This is a genomic window from Actinomadura sp. K4S16, from assembly GCF_008327685.1.
In the GTDB taxonomy this organism is placed as follows: Bacteria; Actinomycetota; Actinomycetes; order Streptosporangiales; family Streptosporangiaceae; genus Spirillospora.
Genome location: NZ_BDDE01000011.1, coordinates 790423 through 806929 on the forward strand (window position 1 = coordinate 790423; position 16507 = coordinate 806929).

The 16507-nt window shown below is 72.8% G+C and carries 18 protein-coding genes; 8 read left to right on the forward strand and 10 right to left on the reverse strand.

Annotation, left to right across the window (positions count from 1 at the left end; translation table 11 throughout):
* Positions 1–52: 52 nt before the first annotated feature.
* The 6 genes from mtlA (at position 53) to K4S16_RS10905 (ending at position 4154) form a co-directional block, all read left to right on the forward strand.
* Complete coding sequence (gene mtlA / locus K4S16_RS10880; RefSeq protein WP_149258704.1) at positions 53–1207, forward strand: PTS mannitol transporter subunit IICB; 1155 nt, start codon at positions 53–55, stop codon at positions 1205–1207.
* Complete coding sequence (locus tag K4S16_RS10885; RefSeq protein WP_149258705.1) at positions 1207–1524, forward strand: PTS lactose transporter subunit IIB; 318 nt, start codon at positions 1207–1209, stop codon at positions 1522–1524. Before mtlA ends, K4S16_RS10885 begins: the two co-directional genes overlap by 1 nt.
* Complete coding sequence (locus tag K4S16_RS10890) at positions 1517–1999, forward strand: PTS sugar transporter subunit IIA (RefSeq protein ID WP_235036703.1); 483 nt, start codon at positions 1517–1519, stop codon at positions 1997–1999. The genes K4S16_RS10885 and K4S16_RS10890 overlap by 8 nt, the downstream gene beginning before the upstream one ends.
* On the forward strand, positions 1996–3036 hold the full coding sequence (locus K4S16_RS10895) for a zinc-dependent dehydrogenase (RefSeq protein WP_149258707.1): 1041 nt from the start codon (positions 1996–1998) through the stop codon (positions 3034–3036). Before K4S16_RS10890 ends, K4S16_RS10895 begins: the two co-directional genes overlap by 4 nt.
* Before the next feature lie 11 nt (positions 3037–3047).
* Positions 3048–3326 (forward strand): HPr family phosphocarrier protein, encoded by a 279-nt coding sequence (locus K4S16_RS10900; protein WP_149258708.1) that lies wholly within the window; start codon positions 3048–3050, stop codon positions 3324–3326.
* Between the two features lie 66 nt (positions 3327–3392).
* Complete coding sequence (locus K4S16_RS10905) at positions 3393–4154, forward strand: DeoR/GlpR family DNA-binding transcription regulator (RefSeq protein WP_149258709.1); 762 nt, start codon at positions 3393–3395, stop codon at positions 4152–4154.
* A gap of 73 nt (positions 4155–4227) precedes the next feature.
* Here K4S16_RS10905 and K4S16_RS10910 read toward each other — a convergent pair whose 3' ends face one another.
* From K4S16_RS10910 to K4S16_RS10930, 5 genes are read right to left on the reverse strand one after another with little or no spacing between them, the layout of a single operon-like run.
* Positions 4228–5538 carry an ABC transporter substrate-binding protein gene (locus tag K4S16_RS10910; RefSeq protein WP_149258710.1) on the reverse strand — a complete coding sequence of 437 codons (1311 nt, stop codon included), beginning with the start codon at positions 5536–5538 and terminating at the stop codon, positions 4228–4230.
* Positions 5456–6646 (reverse strand): branched-chain amino acid ABC transporter permease, encoded by a 1191-nt coding sequence (locus K4S16_RS10915; protein WP_149258711.1) that lies wholly within the window; start codon positions 6644–6646, stop codon positions 5456–5458. Before K4S16_RS10915 ends, K4S16_RS10910 begins: the two co-directional genes overlap by 83 nt.
* A 4-nt stretch (positions 6647–6650) precedes the next feature.
* Positions 6651–7529, reverse strand: a complete 879-nt coding sequence (locus K4S16_RS10920; RefSeq protein ID WP_149258712.1) for a branched-chain amino acid ABC transporter permease — start codon at positions 7527–7529, stop codon at positions 6651–6653.
* Positions 7529–8236, reverse strand: a complete 708-nt coding sequence (locus K4S16_RS10925; RefSeq protein WP_149258713.1) for an ABC transporter ATP-binding protein — start codon at positions 8234–8236, stop codon at positions 7529–7531. The genes K4S16_RS10920 and K4S16_RS10925 overlap by 1 nt, the downstream gene beginning before the upstream one ends.
* Entirely contained in the window at positions 8229–9008 is a 780-nt protein-coding gene (locus K4S16_RS10930) for an ABC transporter ATP-binding protein (RefSeq protein WP_149258714.1), read from the reverse strand. Before K4S16_RS10930 ends, K4S16_RS10925 begins: the two co-directional genes overlap by 8 nt.
* A 237-nt stretch (positions 9009–9245) precedes the next feature.
* On the opposite strand from K4S16_RS10930, the gene K4S16_RS10935 reads away from it, so the two are divergent.
* Complete coding sequence (locus K4S16_RS10935) at positions 9246–9848, forward strand: TetR/AcrR family transcriptional regulator (protein ID WP_149258715.1); 603 nt, start codon at positions 9246–9248, stop codon at positions 9846–9848.
* Between the two features lie 29 nt (positions 9849–9877).
* On the opposite strand, the gene K4S16_RS10940 is transcribed toward K4S16_RS10935, so the two are convergent.
* Complete coding sequence (locus tag K4S16_RS10940; protein ID WP_235036704.1) at positions 9878–11524, reverse strand: long-chain fatty acid--CoA ligase; 1647 nt, start codon at positions 11522–11524, stop codon at positions 9878–9880.
* 231 nt (positions 11525–11755) lie between these two features.
* Positions 11756–12763: a PP2C family protein-serine/threonine phosphatase gene (locus tag K4S16_RS10945; RefSeq protein ID WP_200841796.1), complete on the reverse strand. Its 1008-nt coding sequence runs from the start codon at positions 12761–12763 to the stop codon at positions 11756–11758.
* A gap of 288 nt (positions 12764–13051) precedes the next feature.
* Between K4S16_RS10945 and K4S16_RS10950 the strand changes: the two genes are divergently transcribed.
* Positions 13052–13915, forward strand: a complete 864-nt coding sequence (locus tag K4S16_RS10950; RefSeq protein WP_149258717.1) for a PHB depolymerase family esterase — start codon at positions 13052–13054, stop codon at positions 13913–13915.
* A gap of 66 nt (positions 13916–13981) precedes the next feature.
* Here the strand turns inward: K4S16_RS10950 and K4S16_RS10955 are convergent, their stop codons facing one another.
* The 3 genes from K4S16_RS10955 to K4S16_RS10965 are packed head-to-tail and all read right to left on the reverse strand — an operon-like array spanning position 13982 to position 16503.
* Positions 13982–14188 (reverse strand): MbtH family protein, encoded by a 207-nt coding sequence (locus K4S16_RS10955; RefSeq protein ID WP_149258718.1) that lies wholly within the window; start codon positions 14186–14188, stop codon positions 13982–13984.
* 15 nt (positions 14189–14203) lie between these two features.
* On the reverse strand, positions 14204–15469 hold the full coding sequence (locus K4S16_RS10960) for a lysine N(6)-hydroxylase/L-ornithine N(5)-oxygenase family protein (protein WP_200841797.1): 1266 nt from the start codon (positions 15467–15469) through the stop codon (positions 14204–14206).
* A 14-nt stretch (positions 15470–15483) separates the two neighbouring features.
* On the reverse strand, positions 15484–16503 hold the full coding sequence (locus K4S16_RS10965) for an iron-siderophore ABC transporter substrate-binding protein (protein WP_200841798.1): 1020 nt from the start codon (positions 16501–16503) through the stop codon (positions 15484–15486).
* Positions 16504–16507: the final 4 nt, after the last annotated feature.

The following is a 16507-nucleotide window of genomic DNA, read 5'->3' on the forward strand; positions in this document are numbered from 1 at the left end:
CCCGCCCCCTACGAGCAGGACCCACCCCACCCTCGATCGACAGGAGGCCGAGATGGCCACCACCTACACCCCCGAGCCCGCCGGAAGCGGGCTCCGAGCGCACGTCCAGCGGCTCGGCGGCAAGATGGCCGGGATGGTGATGCCGAACATCGGCGCGTTCATCGCCTGGGGCCTGATCACCGCCCTGTTCATCCCGACCGGCTGGCTGCCGAACAAGGATCTCGGCGAGCTGGTCGACCCGATGATCAAGTTTTTGCTGCCACTGCTGATCGGCTACACCGGCGGCCGGATGGTGCACGGCCAGCGCGGCGCCGTCGTCGGCGCGGTCGCCACCGTCGGCATCATCGTCGGCGCCGACGTGCCGATGTTCCTCGGCGCGATGATCATCGGCCCGCTCGCCGCGTACCTGCTCAAGCTTTTCGACGGCCTCGTCCAGGACCGGGTCCGGGCCGGGTTCGAGATGCTGGTCGACAACTTCTCCGCCGGGATCATCGGCGGCGCCATGGCGGTCGCGGGCAACCGGGTCATCGGCCCGGTGATGAACACCTTCACCGAGTGGGCGGGCGACGGCGTCAGCCGGCTGGTCGACCACGACGTGCTCCCCCTCACCTCGCTGGTCATCGAGCCCGCGAAGGTGCTGTTCCTGAACAACGCCATCAACCACGGCGTGCTCAGCCCCCTCGGTGTGCAGCAGGCCGCCGAGCACGGCAAGTCCGTGCTGTTCATGCTGGAGTCCAACCCAGGCCCCGGCCTCGGCGTGCTGCTCGCCTACTGGTTCTTCGGGCCGCGGCGGCTGCGCCCCTCCGCCCCGGCGGCCATCATCATCCACTTCTTCGGCGGCATCCACGAGATCTACTTCCCCTACATCCTGATGAAGCCGCGGATGATCCTCGCCGCGATGGCGGGCGGTGTCACCGGTGTGTCGATCTTCGTCGCGACCGGCGCCGGGCTGGTCGCGGTGCCGTCGCCCGGCAGCATCTTCGCCTACCTCGCGGAGACGCCCCGCGGCGTCGGGACGTGGATCGGCGTTTACACCGGCCTGTTCGCCTCCGCCGCCGTCTCCTTCGGCGTCGGCGCCGCACTGCTCGGCTTCGGAAAGCTCGCCGAGCCGCGCACCGAGGGCGCGGACGGCGAGGATGCGGAGACCGCCCCGGACGCGGAGGCCGGCGAGGAGGCCGCGGACGCCAGGGAAACGACCGCCCACTGATGGAAGGCACACCCACGATGAACGGCAAGGACATCCGCAAGCTCGTCATCGCCTGCGACGCCGGGATGGGCAGCAGCGTCATGCTGGCCGGGCAGCTCCGCAAGGCGCTGAAGAAGAACGACGTGACGGTCGAGCACACGCCCGTCGACAAGATCCCCGCCGACGCCGACGTGGTCGTCTGCCACACCGGCCTCGCCGCCCGCGCCCGCCGCGGCGCCGGCGGCACCCCGGTGGTCGCGTTCGATGTCTATCTCGGCGACCCCGCCGTCGACCGGCTGGTCAAGGCGATCAAGGACGGCGGCGAGATCGGTGTCTGACGGCGCCGCCGGCCTGCTCGCTCCCGAGGCGATCCGGCTGGACGCGCGGGCCCGCGGCCGCGACCACGCCATCCGCGTCTGCGGGCAGGTACTCGTCGACACCGGCGCCGTCGAACCCGCCTACATCGAGGCGATGCTGGAGAGAGAACGCTCGATCTCCACCTATCTCGGCGAAGGGGTCGCGATCCCGCACGGCACGTCCGTGGGCCGCGACCTCATCCACCGCGACGCGCTCGCCGTGGTGAGGTTCCCGGACGGGACGGACTGGGACGGCCACCCCGTCACCGTCTGCATCGCGATCGCCGCGCGCGGCGACGGGCACATGGAGATCCTCGCCGAGCTGGCCCAGGTGCTCATGGACCCGGTCCGGGCACGGACGCTCCGCGAGGCCACCGAGCCCGGGCAGGTCCTCGCCCTGCTCGCACCGCAGGAAACGCAAGAACCGCAACCGACAGAACAGGAACATCCCGTATGAAGGTCGCCCGTTTCTACGCTCCCGGCGACATCCGCCTGGAGGACGCGCCCGAACCGGCGCCCGGGCCCGGCGAGCTGAAGATCCGCGTCCGCAACTGCTCCACCTGCGGGACCGACGTCAAGATCTCCCGGTTCGGCCACCACCACATCGTCCCGCCGCGGGTGATGGGCCACGAGATCGCCGGCGAGGTCACCGAGACCGGGCCGGGCGTGGAGGGCTGGGCGGCGGGCGACCGCGTCCAGGTCATCGCCGCGATCCCGGACGGGACGTGCTCGGAGTGCCGCCGCGGCCGGATGACGGTCTGCACCGCGCAGGAGTCGATGGGATACCACTACGACGGCGCGTTCGCCGAGTACATGGTCGTCCCGGCGAAGGTGCTCGCGGTGGACGGGGTGAACCGGATCCCGGACGGCGTGTCGTTCGCCGAGGCGTCGGTGGCCGAGCCGCTCGCCTGCGTCCTCAACGGCCAGGAGCTGGCGCGGGTCGGCGAGGGCGACGACGTGGTCGTGTTCGGCTCCGGCCCGGTCGGCTGCCTGCACGTGCGGGTCGCCCGGGCCCGCGGCGCCGCCCGGGTGTTCCTCGTGGAGGTCAACGCCGAGCGGCTGCACCAGGCCGCCGCGATCGTGAAGCCGGACGCGGCGATCGACGGGAGCGCCGCCGACGCCGTCGAGGAGATCCTCGAACGGACCGGCGGGCGCGGCGCGGACGTCGCGATCACCGCCGCCGCGTCCGGCGCCGCGCAGGAGCAGGCGCAGCGGCTGGTGGCGCCCGGCGGCCGGGTGAGCCTGTTCGGCGGGCTGCCCAAGGACGCCCCGGTCATCTCCGTCGACGCCAACCGCGTCCACTACCGGGAACTGTCCCTGGTGGGCGCGAACGGGTCGAGTCCCGCGCACAACGCCCGCGCGCTGGAGCTGATCGGGTCCGGCCGGGTGCCCGTGGAGGACCTGATCACCCACCGGCTTCCGCTGGACGCTCTGCACGACGCCCTGGACCTGGTCGTCCGGGGCGCCGCGATCAAGGTCACCATCGAACCGTGAGGGAGACGGCCATGGCCGAACGGAACGTCGTCATCGCCGCGGCGCAGGGACTGCACGCCCGCCCGGCGCAGCTCTTCGTCCAGGCGGCGGCGCGGCAGCCGGTGCCGGTGTCCATCCGGGTCGGGAACGGCGCGCCCGTCCCGGCGAACAGCATCCTCGGCGTGCTTTCGCTCGGCGCGCGCCAGGGCACCGAGGTGATCCTGGCCGCCGAGGGCGACGGGGCGGGAACCGCGCTCGACGAGCTCGCCGGCCTGCTCGCCCGCGACCTGGATGCCGAACAGCCCGCTTGACCGTCCCGGGGACCCGGCAGAATGAACGCGCACCGGAACGCAGACGGAACGGATGGGACGACCATCATGTACGCCGAGGAACGGCAGCAGGCGATCCTTGCGCTGGCGCGCTCGAAGGGCCGGGTGGACGTCGTCGCGCTCGCCGAGGAGTTCTCGGTCACGACCGAGACGATCCGCCGCGACCTGACCGTGCTGGAGCGGGCCGGGACGGTCAGGCGCGTGCACGGCGGCGCGATGCCCGTCGAGCGGCTCGGGTTCGAGCCGGAGCTGGCGGCGCGGGACGCGGTGATGACCGAGGAGAAGCAGCGCATCGCCAAGGCGGCGCTGGAGGAGCTGCCCGCCGACGGGTCGATCATCGTGGACGCCGGCACGACCACCGCCCGGTTCGTCCAGCTGCTGCCGACCGACCGCGAGCTGACCGTGATCGTGAACTCACCGCCGCACGCCGCGGTGCTGGCGACCCGCCCCAACCTCACCGTGATCATCCTCGGCGGGCGGGTGCGCGGCCGCACGCTCGCCACGGTGGACGACTGGGTGCTGCGCCCGCTCGCCGACCTGTGGGTGGACGTGGCGTTCATGGCCACGAACGGCTGCTCGGTCGAGCGCGGGCTGACGACCTCCGACCAGGCCGAGGCCGCGGTGAAGCGGGCGATGATCGCCTCGTCGCGGCGGCGGGTGCTGCTCGCCGACCGCACCAAGATCGGCCATGACCACCTCGTACGGTTCGGCGGCCTCGCCGACATCGACGTGCTGATCACCGACACCGGGCTGGACACCGACCTCGCCGCCGACCTCGCCGCCGCCGGGCCGGAGGTCGTCCGCGCCTGAGGGGGCCGGAGCCCTCGCCGGCGTCCGGCCGCCGTCCCGCGCGGGAGGGGCGCGGGACGGCGGCGGGGGCGCGTCAGCCCGCGGCGGGGACGCCGTTCGCGGGCGCCTGCGGCTGCGGGGCCGTGTAGGGCTGGATCGGCCCGTCACCGTCGTCGGTCGTGAGCGGCTGCCCCTGCGGCACGACGTTCTGGCCCTTGATCGTGCCGATCACCGCCCCGGTGTACCCGGCGTGCGACTGCGCGCTGTAGGCGAACGGGACGACGCCCGGCCCGGTGAAGTGCGACTTCTCCAGCGCCTCGACGACGCCCTTGCGGGTCGGGTTCTCGCCCGCCGCCTGGAGCGCCTGCACGAAGGTGTAGGCGACCGACATGCCGTAGACGATGTTGCCGTTGAACGGCAGCTTCGGGATGTACTGGTCGTGGATCTTCTTGAACAGCGCCGTCCAGCTGTTGGCGGTGTCGCCGGGCGCCGCCAGGTAGCCGTCGGTGACCATGCCCTGGATGAGCGGACTGCCCTCGACCTCGCTGCCGCCCTTCTTGGCGAAGCTCTCCAGCAGCCCGGTGAGGGTGATCGGGTCGGACCCGACGTTGCTGACGACGAACGTCGGCTTGTAGTTCAGCTTCAGCGCGGCGAGCCGGAACAGCGCCGTGTAGGTGGGGATGCTGAACAGCACGACGACGTCCGCCTTGGACTGGGCGATCGCCTGCGCCTGCGCGCCGATGTCGGTGCCGCCCGGCTGGTAGGACTGCCGGGACACGACCTGGTCCTTCGGGATGTACTTGTCGAGGCCCTTCACCCCGTCCTGGCCGAAGTCGTCGTTCTGGAAGAAGTAGGCGACCTTCTTCCCCGCGAAGGTCTTCTTGACGTGGTCGCCGAGGATCTTGCCCTCGCGGATGTAGTCGACCTGCCAGCCGAACGTCTGCGGGTGCTTGTCCGGCTGGTCCCAGCAGCCGCAGCCGGACGCGACGAAAAGGTCCGGGACGCGCTGGGCGTTCAGGTAGTCGACGACCTTGGAGTGCGTGGGCGTGCCCAGCCCGTTGAAGATCGCGAACACCTTGTCCTGGAGGACGAGCTTCTGCGTCACGCTGACGGTCTGCGTCGGGTTGTAGCCGTCGTCCACGTACTTGTAGACGATCTTGCGCCCGTGCACGCCGCCGTTCGCGTTGACGTAGTCGAAGAACGCCTTGGACGCCGCGGAGTTGGCACTGTAGCCGGGCGCGGCCGGCCCGGTCAGCGGCTGGTGGCTGCCGATCGTGACGGTGGTGGCGGTCACGCCGGGCGCCGACCCGCCGCCGCCTCCGTCACCGCCGCAGCCGCTCGCCGCGACCGCCAGCGTCGCCGCGGTCATCAGGGCGAGCGCCCGCCTGGTCCGGGGTCGCTTCATCTGCTCCTCCTGAGTGCGTTGTGGTGGGCCCCGATGTGTCCCTTGGCGCGGGACCGTGCGACCCGGGAGCCAGGTCGCGCCTCGCGCGTGCACGGCGCCGGACGGCGCCGCCGATGTCGCGGAGCCCTCCCTGGACGCCGCGCGGGAAGGCCAGCGTCACCGCGATGAGGACGAGGCCGTAGATGGCGAGGGGCAGATTCGACGCGATGTTGTGCGAGAGGCCGGACGAGGACGACAGGTCCGCCGCCCAGGTCGGCACGTAGACCAGGATCAGCGCGCCCCACACGGCGCCCGGCAGGGTGCCGAGCCCGCCGATGATGATGGCGGCGATGAGCTGGAGGGACAGCGTGAGCGGGAACGCGCCAGGCGCCGCCAGCGTGGCGACCAGGGCGAGCAGCCCGCCGGCGAGCCCGGCGCAGGCCGCCGAGACGACGGTCGCGGCGATCCGCGTCCGGGCCACGCGGACCCCGCTCAGCGCGGCGGCGATCTCGTCGTCGCGGCCGGCGCGCAGCGTCCGCCCGAACCGGCCGCCGGTCAGGTTGGCGAGCAGGAACAGGGTGGCGACGGCGCCGAGGCAGCAGATCCACGCCTGCCAGCGCTCCAGCGGGAACGCGGCGCCGAGCGCCGCGGGCGGGACCGGCGGAGCGATCGTCAGCCCGTTCTGGCCGCCGAGCGCGCCGGCGAGCGGCTTGTAGTTGGCGAGGCCGGGCAGCCCGACGGCGAAGGCGAGGGTGGCGCCGGCCAGGTAGGGGCCGTGCAGCCGCGCGGCGACGGCGCCGACCACCGTGCCCGCGACCGCGGTGACGCCGGCCGCCGCCGCGAGGACCGCCGCGAGCGGCCAGCCCCAGTGCCCGATGACCAGCGCGGCGGTGTAGGCGCCGACCGCCATGAACGCGCCGTGCCCGAGGGAGATCTGGCCGCCGAGCCCGGTCAGCACCGTCAGGCCGGCGACCGCGCAGGTGAGGTAGGCGGCCTGCGCGATCTGCAGGTCCCGGTAGGGGCCGGCGGCCGTGGTCAGCAGGTACAGGACGGCGATCGCGAGCAGGGCGCCGGACGTGTGCCGGGCCAGGGTCGAGCGGCGCAGGACGCCGCGCACAGGCGCGGTCATGGGATCACACCCTCCGTCCGGTGCTCGCGGCGAACAGGCCGTTCGGTCTGATCATCAGGACGGTGATGAGGGCGGCGAGCGCCCCGAAGGCCACCAGGTCGGAGCTGAGGTAGCCGGACACGTAGCTGAGCGCGCAGCCGAGCAGCAGCCCGCCGGTGACGGCGCCCGCGGGGCTGTCCAGCCCGCCGATCACGGCGGCGGTGAACCCGAAGACGAGCATCGCGTCGAACTGGGAGGGCCCGACGAACACCGACGGGGCGATCAGCACCCCGGCGAGCGAGCCGACGAGCGCGGCGAGCGCCCATCCGAGGGTCAGCATCCGGCCGACGCGCACGCCCTGCAGGCGGGCGATCTCGGGCGCGAAGGCCGAGGCGCGCAGCCGCAGCCCGAGGTCGGTGCGGACGAACAGCAGCGTCAGCAGCACCATGACCGCGGCGACGGCGCCGATGACGAACAGGTCGAACGGGGACAGCTGGAGCCGCGTCCCGCCGACGGACAGGCCCTTGATGGTGAGGGCGGGCGGGTAGGAGTGAGGCGTGTCGCCCCAGATCATGCCCGCGGCCGCCTGCAGCAGCACGAGCAGGCCGAGCGTGACGATGACGGCGTTCAGCGGCGGCTTGTTCTCGACGGGGCGTACCACGACCCGCTCGACGACCGCGCCCAGCACCAGCCCGGACGCGAGGGCGGCGCCGAGCGCGAGCCAGTAGGAGCCGCCGGCGTCGATGACGCTCCAGGCGAGGAACGTCGTGAACATCAGCATGCCGCCCTGGGCGAAGTTCACGACGCGGGTGGAGCGCCAGATCAGCACCAGCGCGAGCGCGACGGCCGCGAACACCGCCCCGGAGGTGATGCCGACGAGCGTGAGATTGATGAAGCGCACCATCAGAACCCCAGGTAGGCGTGGCGGAGACGGTCGTCGGCGGCGAGGACGGCGGCGGCCTCGTCCGCCACCACGGAGCCGAGGTCGAGGACGACGGCGCGGTCGGCGACCGACAGCGCGCTGCGCGCGTTCTGCTCCACGAGCAGCACGGTCCGGCCGTCCTCGTCGCACAGCCTCCGCAGCACGGCCATCAGCTGGGCGACCACCCGCGGCGCGAGGCCGAGAGACGGCTCGTCCACCAGCAGCAGCCGCGGCGCGCCGGTCAGCGCCCGGGCGAGCGCGAGCATCTGCCGCTCGCCGCCGGACAGGGTGGCGGCGGTGCGGGACCGCCGCTGCGCGAGCGGCGGGAACAGCTCGTACATGTCGGCGATCCGCCGCGCGAGCGCCGCCCGGTCGCGCCGCCACAGCCCGCCGAGCCGCAGGTTCTCCTGCACGGTCAGCTCGGTGATGACGCCGCCGTTCTGCGGGACGTGCGCGACGCCGAGCCGGACGACCTCCTCGACCGGCAGCCCGGTGATGTCCGCGCCGTCCAGCTCGACCCGCCCCGAGCGGGGCCGCAGCAGCCCGGAGACCGCGCGCAGCAGCGTGGTCTTCCCCGCGCCGTTGGCGCCGAGCACGGCGGTGACCGAGCCCTCCGCGACCGACAGGTCCACGCCGCCGAGCGCGCGGACGGCGCCGTAGGAGACGGTGAGGTCCTTCACCTCAAGCACCGGCGACCTCCTCGCCGAGGTAGGCGTCGAGGACGGCCGGGTCGTCGCGGACCCGGTCGGGCGGCCCGCTCGCGATGACCTTGCCGAAGTCGAGCACGACCACCTGGTCGCACACGCTCATCACGAGGTCCATGTGGTGCTCGACGAGGACGACGGCGGGCCCGCCGCGCAGCCCGCGGATCAGCTCGGCCAGCTCGTCCATCTCGGCGGCCGACAGCCCGGCGGCGGGCTCGTCCAGCAGCAGCAGGTCGGGCTCGGCCACGAGCGCGCGGGCCAGCGCGACCCGCTTCTGCACGCCGTAGGGCAGCTCCCCCGGCGGCCGCGCGGCCTCGCCCGCCACGCCCAGCTCCGCCAGCCGGGCCATGGCCCGCTCGCGCAGGGCCGCCTCGTCGCGGTCGGCGCGCGGCAGCGCGAACAGACCGGACCAGAACCCGGCCCGCGCGTGCGGTTCCGCGCCGACCATCACGTTCTCCAGCACGGTCAGCCCCGGGAACAGGCCGAGCCCCTGCAGGGTGCGCGCGATGCCGAGCCGGGTCAGGTCGTGGGGGCGGTGCCGGCGGAGCGCGCGGCCCCGCCAGCGGACCTCGCCCGCGTCCGGGCGGACGAAACCGCACACGACGTTGAAGAGCGTCGTCTTGCCTGCGCCGTTCGGGCCGATCACCCCGGTGACGCGGCCCTCGGTCGCCGTGAGCGACACGCCGTCCAATGCGACCAGCCCGGCGAAGCGGACGGTCACCTCTCGCAGTTCCAGGATCGTAGAAGAGCCGGACATGTCGCCTCACCTCGCCGATGAATCAGCGCGAATCCCCCGAGGCCGAAATGCACATACCGACTGGTCGGTTCCATGAAGATAGAATCACCGGGCGCTCCGGTCAACAGGCGATTCGCACTCGTCCGAGGCCCGCCGCGGCGAATCCCCGCCCGGCGGTAGGCTGATCGGCGTTCTGCGGGCGGCCGCGCCGGGGCGGCACGAGACCCCGGGGGACTCCCGGACGGCGGAGGTGGAGTGATGACGCAGGCGCCCGCGGGCCGGATCTCCGGCACCCTGCCGCTGCCCGACCGGCTGCTGGCCGTGGCGGTCCGGATGTTCGCCGAGAAGGGCTTCGAGAGCACCTCGGTCCAGGAGATCGTGAACGCCGCCGGCGTGACCAAGGGGGCGATGTACCACTACTTCGGCTCCAAGGACGACCTCCTCTACGAGATCTACCACCGGCTCCTCGGCCTGCAGATGTCCCGGCTGGAGCAGATCGCGGACGGTCCCGGCACGGCCGCCGAGAGGCTCCGCGCCGCCGCCGTCGACGTCCTCAACACCTCGTTCCTCTACCTGGACGACTTCACCGTCTTCTTCCGCTCGACGCACCTGCTCTCCCGCGACCGCCGCGAGGCCGTCCGCGCCGAGCGGCGCCGCTACCACGAGCGGTTCCGCGCCCTGGTCGAGGAGGGCCAGCGCGAGGGCACGTTCCGCACCGAGACGCCCGCCGACATCGCCGTCCACTTCTTCTTCGGGACCGTCCACCAGATCGGCGCCTGGTACCGCCCGGGCGGCCGCCTCAAGACGGCCGCCATCAGCGAGCACTACGTGGACCTGTTCCTGCGCGGCCTGGAAAAGTAGCCGCGGGACCGGCGGGCGGCCCGCGGGCGTCAGCGGTCCACGTGGTGGATCTTGAGCGCCGCGTCCCGGTGCCGGGCGCGCAGGGGCTTCTTGTCGAACTTGCCGACCGTGGTCTTCGGGATCTCCTCCAGGAACGTCCAGTACTCCGGGACCTGCCAGCGGGCGACCTTGTCCGCGAGGAACGACGCCAGCTCCCCGGCGTCGGCCTCGGCGCCCTCGCGCAGGACGACGCAGGCGAGGGGGCGCTCGTCCCAGCGGGCGTCGGGGATGCCGATGACGGCGGCCTCCGCCACGGCGGGATGGGCCATCAGGTGGTTCTCCAGTTCCACCGAGGAGATCCACTCCCCGCCCGACTTGATGACGTCCTTGGCGCGGTCGGTGATCTGGAAGAAGCCGCGGTCGTCGATGGTGCCGATGTCGCCGGTGCGCAGCCAGCCGTCGTCGAACTTCGCGGGCGCCGGGTCGCGGTGGTAGGCGCCGGTGATCCACGGCCCGCGCACCTCGATCTCGCCGACGGACTCGCCGTCCCAGGGCAGCTCGGCGCCGGAGTCGTCCACGATGCGCATCTCCACGCCGGCGGCGACGCGGCCGGACTTCAGCCGCCAGTCCATGTCCTCCTCGGTCCCGGGCTCGACGCCGGGCGGCGGGAACGCCATGCCGCCGAGCGGGCTCGTCTCCGTCATGCCCCAGCCCTGGATGATGCGCAGCCCGTACCGCTGCTCGAAGCGCTCCAGCAGGACCCGGGGGGCGGCGGCCCCGCCGGAGGTGCCCGCCCGCAGCGACGACAGGTCGATCTCCTCCCGCTCCCCGAGGGCCAGGATCGCGTTCCAGATCGTCGGGACGGCGGACGCCAGCGTGCTGCGCTCCGCGGCGATGAACCGCGTGAGGTGCTCCGGCTGCATGAACGGGCCCGGCATGTGCAGCGTGGCCCCGGACAGGAACGCCCCGTACGGCAGTCCCCAGGCGTTGACGTGGAACATCGGGACGATGGTGAGGACGCGGTCGGCCTCGGTGATGCCCACCATCGACGCCGACTGGACGGCCATCGCGTGCAGGAACGTGGAGCGGTGCGAGTACACCACGCCCTTGGGGTCGCCTGTGGTGCCGCTGGTGTAGCACATGGATGCCGCGGACCGCTCGTCCACCTCGGGCCAGGCGTAGCCGGGCTCCTCCGCGGCGAGCAGCTCGTGGTAGCGCAGGACGGGTGCGCCGTTGCCGTTGGCCTCCAGGGGCGAGGCGTCGCCGTCCCCGACGACCACGAACGCCTCGACGGCGGGGAGCTCGCCCACGACGCGCGCCAGGAGCGGGACGAGGCTGTCGTCGACGATGACGACCTGGTCGTCGGCGTGGTTGATGATGTGCGAGAGCTGCTCGGGGAACAGCCGGATGTTCAGCGTGTGCAGCACCGCCCCCATGGCGGGCACCGCGAAGTAGGCCTCCAGGTGCTCCTGGTTGTTCCAGCAGAACGTCGCCACCCGGTCGCCGGGACGGACGCCCAGCCTGGCCAGGGCGGACGCGAGCCGCTCGGCGTTGCGGGCGACCTCGGCGAAGGTCGCCCGCCGGGGCGGGCCGCCGCCCGTCCACGTCACGCACTCGCTGCGGCCGTAGACGCGCGCTCCGTGCCGCAGGATCGCGGCGACGGACAGCGGAAAGTCCTGCATCGTGCTGAGCATCATGGCAATTCTCCGAGAGGGCCCGCGACGGCGAGAGGAACGGCCGGACCGCACGAATTTCCGCACATACCGACCGGTCGGTTCACCATATTTTCACCACCGCCCCGCCGTCAACGACCCGCCGTCCGGGGCAGGAGGCCCGCGAGGCCGGGCGGTTCCGCGGCCACGCGGGCGCCGGCCTGAGCGCCCCCGCGGGCCGCACGCTTCCGGTCCCCCTCCGAACACCGCCCCGGGTCAGCGGCGCCGCAGCAGGAGCATCGCGGCGTCGTCGGCGATCGGGCCGCCGACGTACCGGGTCAGGTCGTCCTGCAGCTCGTCGAGAGCCGTTTCGGGATCGGGCGCGGCGAGGACGCCCGCTCGCTCGAGCAGTGGGAAGAACACGCCACCGGAGTCCCGCGCCTCCACCACGCCGTCGGTGTAGAAAAGGATCTGATCTTCGGGGGCCATGGTCAGGCAGTGGACGGAATCGGGCTCGTCGACCAGGGCGCCCAGCCCGAGCGGTGGAGCGGCCACCGGCGGGTCGAGCGTCCGGACGACCCCGTCGGGACGGACGAGCAGGGGCGCGGGGTGGCCCCGGTTGAGCAGTATGACGCCGTTGTCCTGGAGTTCGGCGAGCACCGCGGTGACGAACTGCTCGCTCGTCAGGTGCCGGGTCAGCGCCTTCTCGATCCGCGCCGTCACACCGGGCAGGTCGGGCTCGTCGTACGCGGCCTCCCGGAAGGCCCCCAGGACCACCGCCGCCGTCTCCACGGCGTCCAGCCCCTTTCCCTGGACGTCGCCGACGATGACGCGGACGGCCTCGGGCGTCATCGCAACCTCGTACAGGTCGCCCCCGATCGTCGCCTGCGCCGACGCCGAGACATAGCGGACCGCCATGCGGAACGGGCCGACACGCCGCGGAACGGGCCGCAGCAGGACGCGCTGAGCCGCCTCGGCGACCGAGCGCACATCCGCCAGTTCCCGTTCACGGCGCACGCGGTACGCGCTGGCGAGCATGCTCGCCGCGATGACTCCGCTGATCGAGGCGAACGTGAGGTTGTTGCTCCGGGTCCCCAGCACTCGGTCGTACAGCCCCAGGACCGTGCAGAGGGTCAGCGCGAGCACGCCCACGGCCGCGGTGCGGCGCACACTCGCCGACAGACTCGCGAACGCAGGCCCGAGAGACAGGAGCGGCAGGTAGCCCACGCTCGGACCTGCCAGGACGTCGACGATCGCGACGATGGCCATCATGGCGAACGGCAAGGAGTCGAGAAAGACTCGGCCAGCGCGATCGGCCCCAGGTCGCATCCTTGTCATTCCCGTTCCGGTCGGCGCAGTCCAAAGTCGGTCCCCACGGTCGCGAAGGCACCCACCACCTCATCCCCCGGACTCCGGCGATGACACCGGCGCGCGGGAGCGCGCCGCCGAGGGCGCGGCGGCGCGTCCCGCCCGGCGCCGGGCGACGACCTGCGCGGCAGACGCCAAAAAACGCCGGTCTTTTCTGCGCGGAGGTGCGTAGCCGGGCGGGGCGCGGCGGGGTTGGATCACGCTATGAAGATCGCCGCGCGGGCGGCGATGATCGTGGCGGTTCTCGCGGCGCTCATCGCCCACCCCCTGCCCGCCGGAGCGTTCGAGGACGCCCCGGGAACATCGAGGCACACCATTCCCATGGGCGACTGGAACCGCCCCTACCTGCTGCACGTCCCGCCGGGCTCCGAGTCCCGCACGCCGCTGCCGCTCATCGTGGCGCTGCACGGCGGCCTGAACGACTCCGAGTACGTCCGCAAGCAGAGCGGGCTCGACGAGGTCGCCGACCGGCACGGCTACGCCGTCGCCTATCCCGACGGGCTCCTCGGCACCTGGAACGCGGGCGCCTGCTGCTGGTTCGCCCGGTGGACCGGCGTCGACGACGTCGCGTTCCTCGACAAGCTCATCGACACGCTGGTGCGGCAGGGCGTCGCCGACCCCCGCCGCGTCTTCGTCACCGGCTTCTCCAACGGCGGCGGCATGGCGTACCGGTACGCGTGCGAGCGCGCGGAGAAGGTCGCCGGCATCGCCGTGGTGTCGGGCGCTCTGGCCATCGGCTGCACGCCGAAGAAACCGGTGTCGGTGCTGGCGTTCCACGGGACGTGGGACCCGTCCGTCCCCTATGACGGCGGCGGGAACATGGACGCGGACGTCCATTTCCCGTTCATCCCCGTCCGGCTCCTCATGGAGTACTGGCGGTGGGTGGACAAGCTGCCCGCGCTGTCGCAGCCGGTGCCGGACGGGCCGGACGACTGCGTCGGCACGGGCCCCGGCCCGGTCGTCGTCGCGCTCTGCACCAGGCAGCGCGGAGGGCACGAGTGGCCGGACTACGCCAGCGAGCTCATGGCCGGGTTCTTCGCGGACCGGCCGTCCCTGCCGAAGCCGTGAGCCCGGGCTGAACGCGGGCGTCCCGCTCCAGAGCCCGGGGCCGAGACGCCGTGACCTGTGGGGAGGTCACGGCGTCTCGGCCGCCAGGCTCCGCGGGCGGATGTCCTTCCAGTTGTCCACGACGTACCCGATGCAGTCGGACCGCGACTCGGGGCCGTGGACCGTTGTCCACCCGGCGGGGACGTCGGCGAACGCCGGCCACAGGGAGTGCTGGCCCTCGGCGTTGGCGAGGACGAGGAACGCCCCGTCGGGGTCGTCGAACGGGTTCGTCATCGGCTTTCCCTTTCTCTAGACGCCGGGGGCGACGCGGGCGGAGCGCCGCGCCATGGACCGGACGATCTCCCCGGTGCGGACGGCGGTCATGGACAGCAGCGAGGAGGCGATCCCGTGGCTGTGCTCGGTGGCCCCCTGCAGATAGACGCCCCAGGCGGGGCCGGGCTCGGTGGCGATGCGGTAGTCGCGCCCGACGACCGGGCGCCCGTCCGGGCCGGTGCGGCAGTGCGCGCCCGCCTCGCCGAGCAGGTCGAACGGGTCGCGTTCGCGGTAGCCGGTGGCGTAGACGACGGCGTCGGCGTCCAGGGCCGTGACCTCGCCGGTGGGCAGGAACGCGACCCGGACCCGCAGTCCGCCGGGGCCGTCGGCGACGTCCAGGACGCGGGAGGCGTTGAGGATGCGCAGCCGCTCGGCGCCCGCGACCTTCTCGGCGTAGGCGCGCCGGTACAGCTCGTCGATGAGGTCGAGGTCCACCACGGAGTAGTTGGTGTTGCGCGAGTACTCGAACAGCATCCGCTTCACGTCGCCGGGCGCCGCGTAGTAGTGGTCGACGGCCTCGGGGTCGAAGACGCGGTTGGCGAAGGGGCTGTCGTCGGCGGGCGAGTACCCGTACCGCGCGAAGACCGCGCACACCTCGGCGCGGGCGAGCGTGCGGTGCAGGTACTCGACGGCCTCGGCGGCGCTCTGCCCGGCGCCGACCACGACGATCCGGCGGGGCTCCCAGTCCCCGCGCTCGCCGAGCCGGGTGAGCAGGTCCTCGGTGTGCCAGATCCGCTCCCCCGGCCGGACGCCCTCCGGCAGGACGGGTTCGAGCCCCGCGCCGATGACGACGTCGCGGGCGAGGTGCGTCTCCAGCTCGTCGCCCTGCCGCACGACGACCTCCAGGGCCTCGTCGTCGTGGGGGCGCAGGGAGACGACCTCCGCCCCGTAGCGGACGCGCTCCTCGAACGCGGCGGCGGCCCATTCGAGGTAGTCGTGGAACTCCAGCCGCGTCGGGAACATCGTCTTGTGGTTGACGAAGTCGACGAGCCGGCCCCGGGCGTGCAGGTAGGCCAGGAACGAGTAAGGGCTGGCGGGGTTGCGCAGCGACACCAGGTCCTTGAGGAAGTGGACCTGCATCGTGGCGCCGTCGATCAGCATCCCGCGGTGCCAGCCGAACGCGGGCTGCTTCTCGAAGAACACCGCGTCGGCGCCGCCGTGCTCCTCCTCCAGCGCGGCGGCGAGCGCCAGGTTGGACGGGCCGAACCCGATGCCGACCACGTCGCGGACGGGGGTGTGCATGCGCTCCTCCGGCATCAGGCGGGCTTCGCCGCGCTCGCGGCCTTGGCGATCTTCGGGACGACCTGGTCGACCACGTAGGGGACGGCGAGCGGGGTGGGGGTGCGCAGCGGCCAGAACGACTTCAGGTCGAGCGGCACGTAGGAGCCGCGCTCGACGGCGCCGAGGCCGGCGAACAGCCGGTTGGCCTCGATCTTCTTCTGGGTGGCGGGGTCGTCGTTGTAGTGGCTGATCAGGACGTCCACGTCCAGGACGGAGACCTTCTCCAGGCTCAGCTCGGCGGCGAACCCGTCGCCGGGCAGCCTCCTCAGCGACTCCGGGAGCGTCATGCCGAACTGCTGGAGCAGTTTCACGCTCGTGTCGGCGCCGGACTTCATCACGCCGATGTTGCCGTTGGGGAAGACGCTGGTGAACGCGAACTCCTTGCCTTTCAGCTCGGGGTGCCTCGTCTTCACCTGGGCGATCTTCGACTCCACGTCGGCGACGAGCCTCGTTCCGTCCTGGGGGCGGCCGATCGCGGCGGCGACCTGCCGGGTGATCTGCTGCCAGGAGTCCTCGGCGGGGCCGGTCTGGTAGGCGAGCGTCGGGGCGAGCTTGGAGAGCTTGCCGTACTCCTTGTCGATGGCGAAGTCGCCGGCGGCGAGGATCAGGTCGGGCCGCAGCGCGGCGATCTCCTCCAGGTTGAATCCCGCCTCACCGGCCTTGAGCAGCTTGGGCTTCTCACCGGTCAGCCTGGGCGCGCTCCAGGGGGCGAGTCCGTCGGGCTGGACGCCGGTCAGCTCGGCCATGCCGACGGGCGTGACGCCGAGGGCGAGCAGCGCGTCCTGGTCGACCTCGCCGAGCGCGACGATCCGCTTCGGCGCGGACTCGACCTCCGCGGAGCCGAGCTTGTGGGTGACGGTGACGGGGAACGCCCCGGCCGCGCCGCCGGAGCCGCCGGGGCCGCCGGCGGGCTCGTCGTCGCCGCAGGCGGCGGCCGTGGCGAGACCCAGGACGAGCGCGGCGGCGACGGCCAGGCGCCGCATCAGGGTGCGCATAGCG

What these genes read in the sequence shown, in the direction of transcription:
- mtlA (WP_149258704.1), top strand. Translation starts at nt 53, where the DNA reads ATGGCCACCACCTACACCCCCGAGCCCGCCGGAAGCGGGCTCCGAGCG.
- K4S16_RS10885 (WP_149258705.1), top strand. Translation starts at nt 1,207, where the DNA reads ATGGAAGGCACACCCACGATGAACGGCAAGGACATCCGCAAGCTCGTC.
- K4S16_RS10895 (WP_149258707.1), top strand. Translation starts at nt 1,996, where the DNA reads ATGAAGGTCGCCCGTTTCTACGCTCCCGGCGACATCCGCCTGGAGGAC.
- K4S16_RS10900 (WP_149258708.1), top strand. Translation starts at nt 3,048, where the DNA reads ATGGCCGAACGGAACGTCGTCATCGCCGCGGCGCAGGGACTGCACGCC.
- K4S16_RS10905 (WP_149258709.1), top strand. Translation starts at nt 3,393, where the DNA reads ATGTACGCCGAGGAACGGCAGCAGGCGATCCTTGCGCTGGCGCGCTCG.
- K4S16_RS10910 (WP_149258710.1), bottom strand. Translation starts at nt 5,538, where the DNA reads ATGAAGCGACCCCGGACCAGGCGGGCGCTCGCCCTGATGACCGCGGCG.
- K4S16_RS10915 (WP_149258711.1), bottom strand. Translation starts at nt 6,646, where the DNA reads ATGACCGCGCCTGTGCGCGGCGTCCTGCGCCGCTCGACCCTGGCCCGG.
- K4S16_RS10920 (WP_149258712.1), bottom strand. Translation starts at nt 7,529, where the DNA reads ATGGTGCGCTTCATCAATCTCACGCTCGTCGGCATCACCTCCGGGGCG.
- K4S16_RS10930 (WP_149258714.1), bottom strand. Translation starts at nt 9,008, where the DNA reads ATGTCCGGCTCTTCTACGATCCTGGAACTGCGAGAGGTGACCGTCCGC.
- K4S16_RS10935 (WP_149258715.1), top strand. Translation starts at nt 9,246, where the DNA reads ATGACGCAGGCGCCCGCGGGCCGGATCTCCGGCACCCTGCCGCTGCCC.
- K4S16_RS10940 (WP_235036704.1), bottom strand. Translation starts at nt 11,524, where the DNA reads ATGATGCTCAGCACGATGCAGGACTTTCCGCTGTCCGTCGCCGCGATC.
- K4S16_RS10950 (WP_149258717.1), top strand. Translation starts at nt 13,052, where the DNA reads ATGAAGATCGCCGCGCGGGCGGCGATGATCGTGGCGGTTCTCGCGGCG.
- K4S16_RS10955 (WP_149258718.1), bottom strand. Translation starts at nt 14,188, where the DNA reads ATGACGAACCCGTTCGACGACCCCGACGGGGCGTTCCTCGTCCTCGCC.
- K4S16_RS10960 (WP_200841797.1), bottom strand. Translation starts at nt 15,469, where the DNA reads ATGCACACCCCCGTCCGCGACGTGGTCGGCATCGGGTTCGGCCCGTCC.
- K4S16_RS10965 (WP_200841798.1), bottom strand. Translation starts at nt 16,503, where the DNA reads ATGCGCACCCTGATGCGGCGCCTGGCCGTCGCCGCCGCGCTCGTCCTG.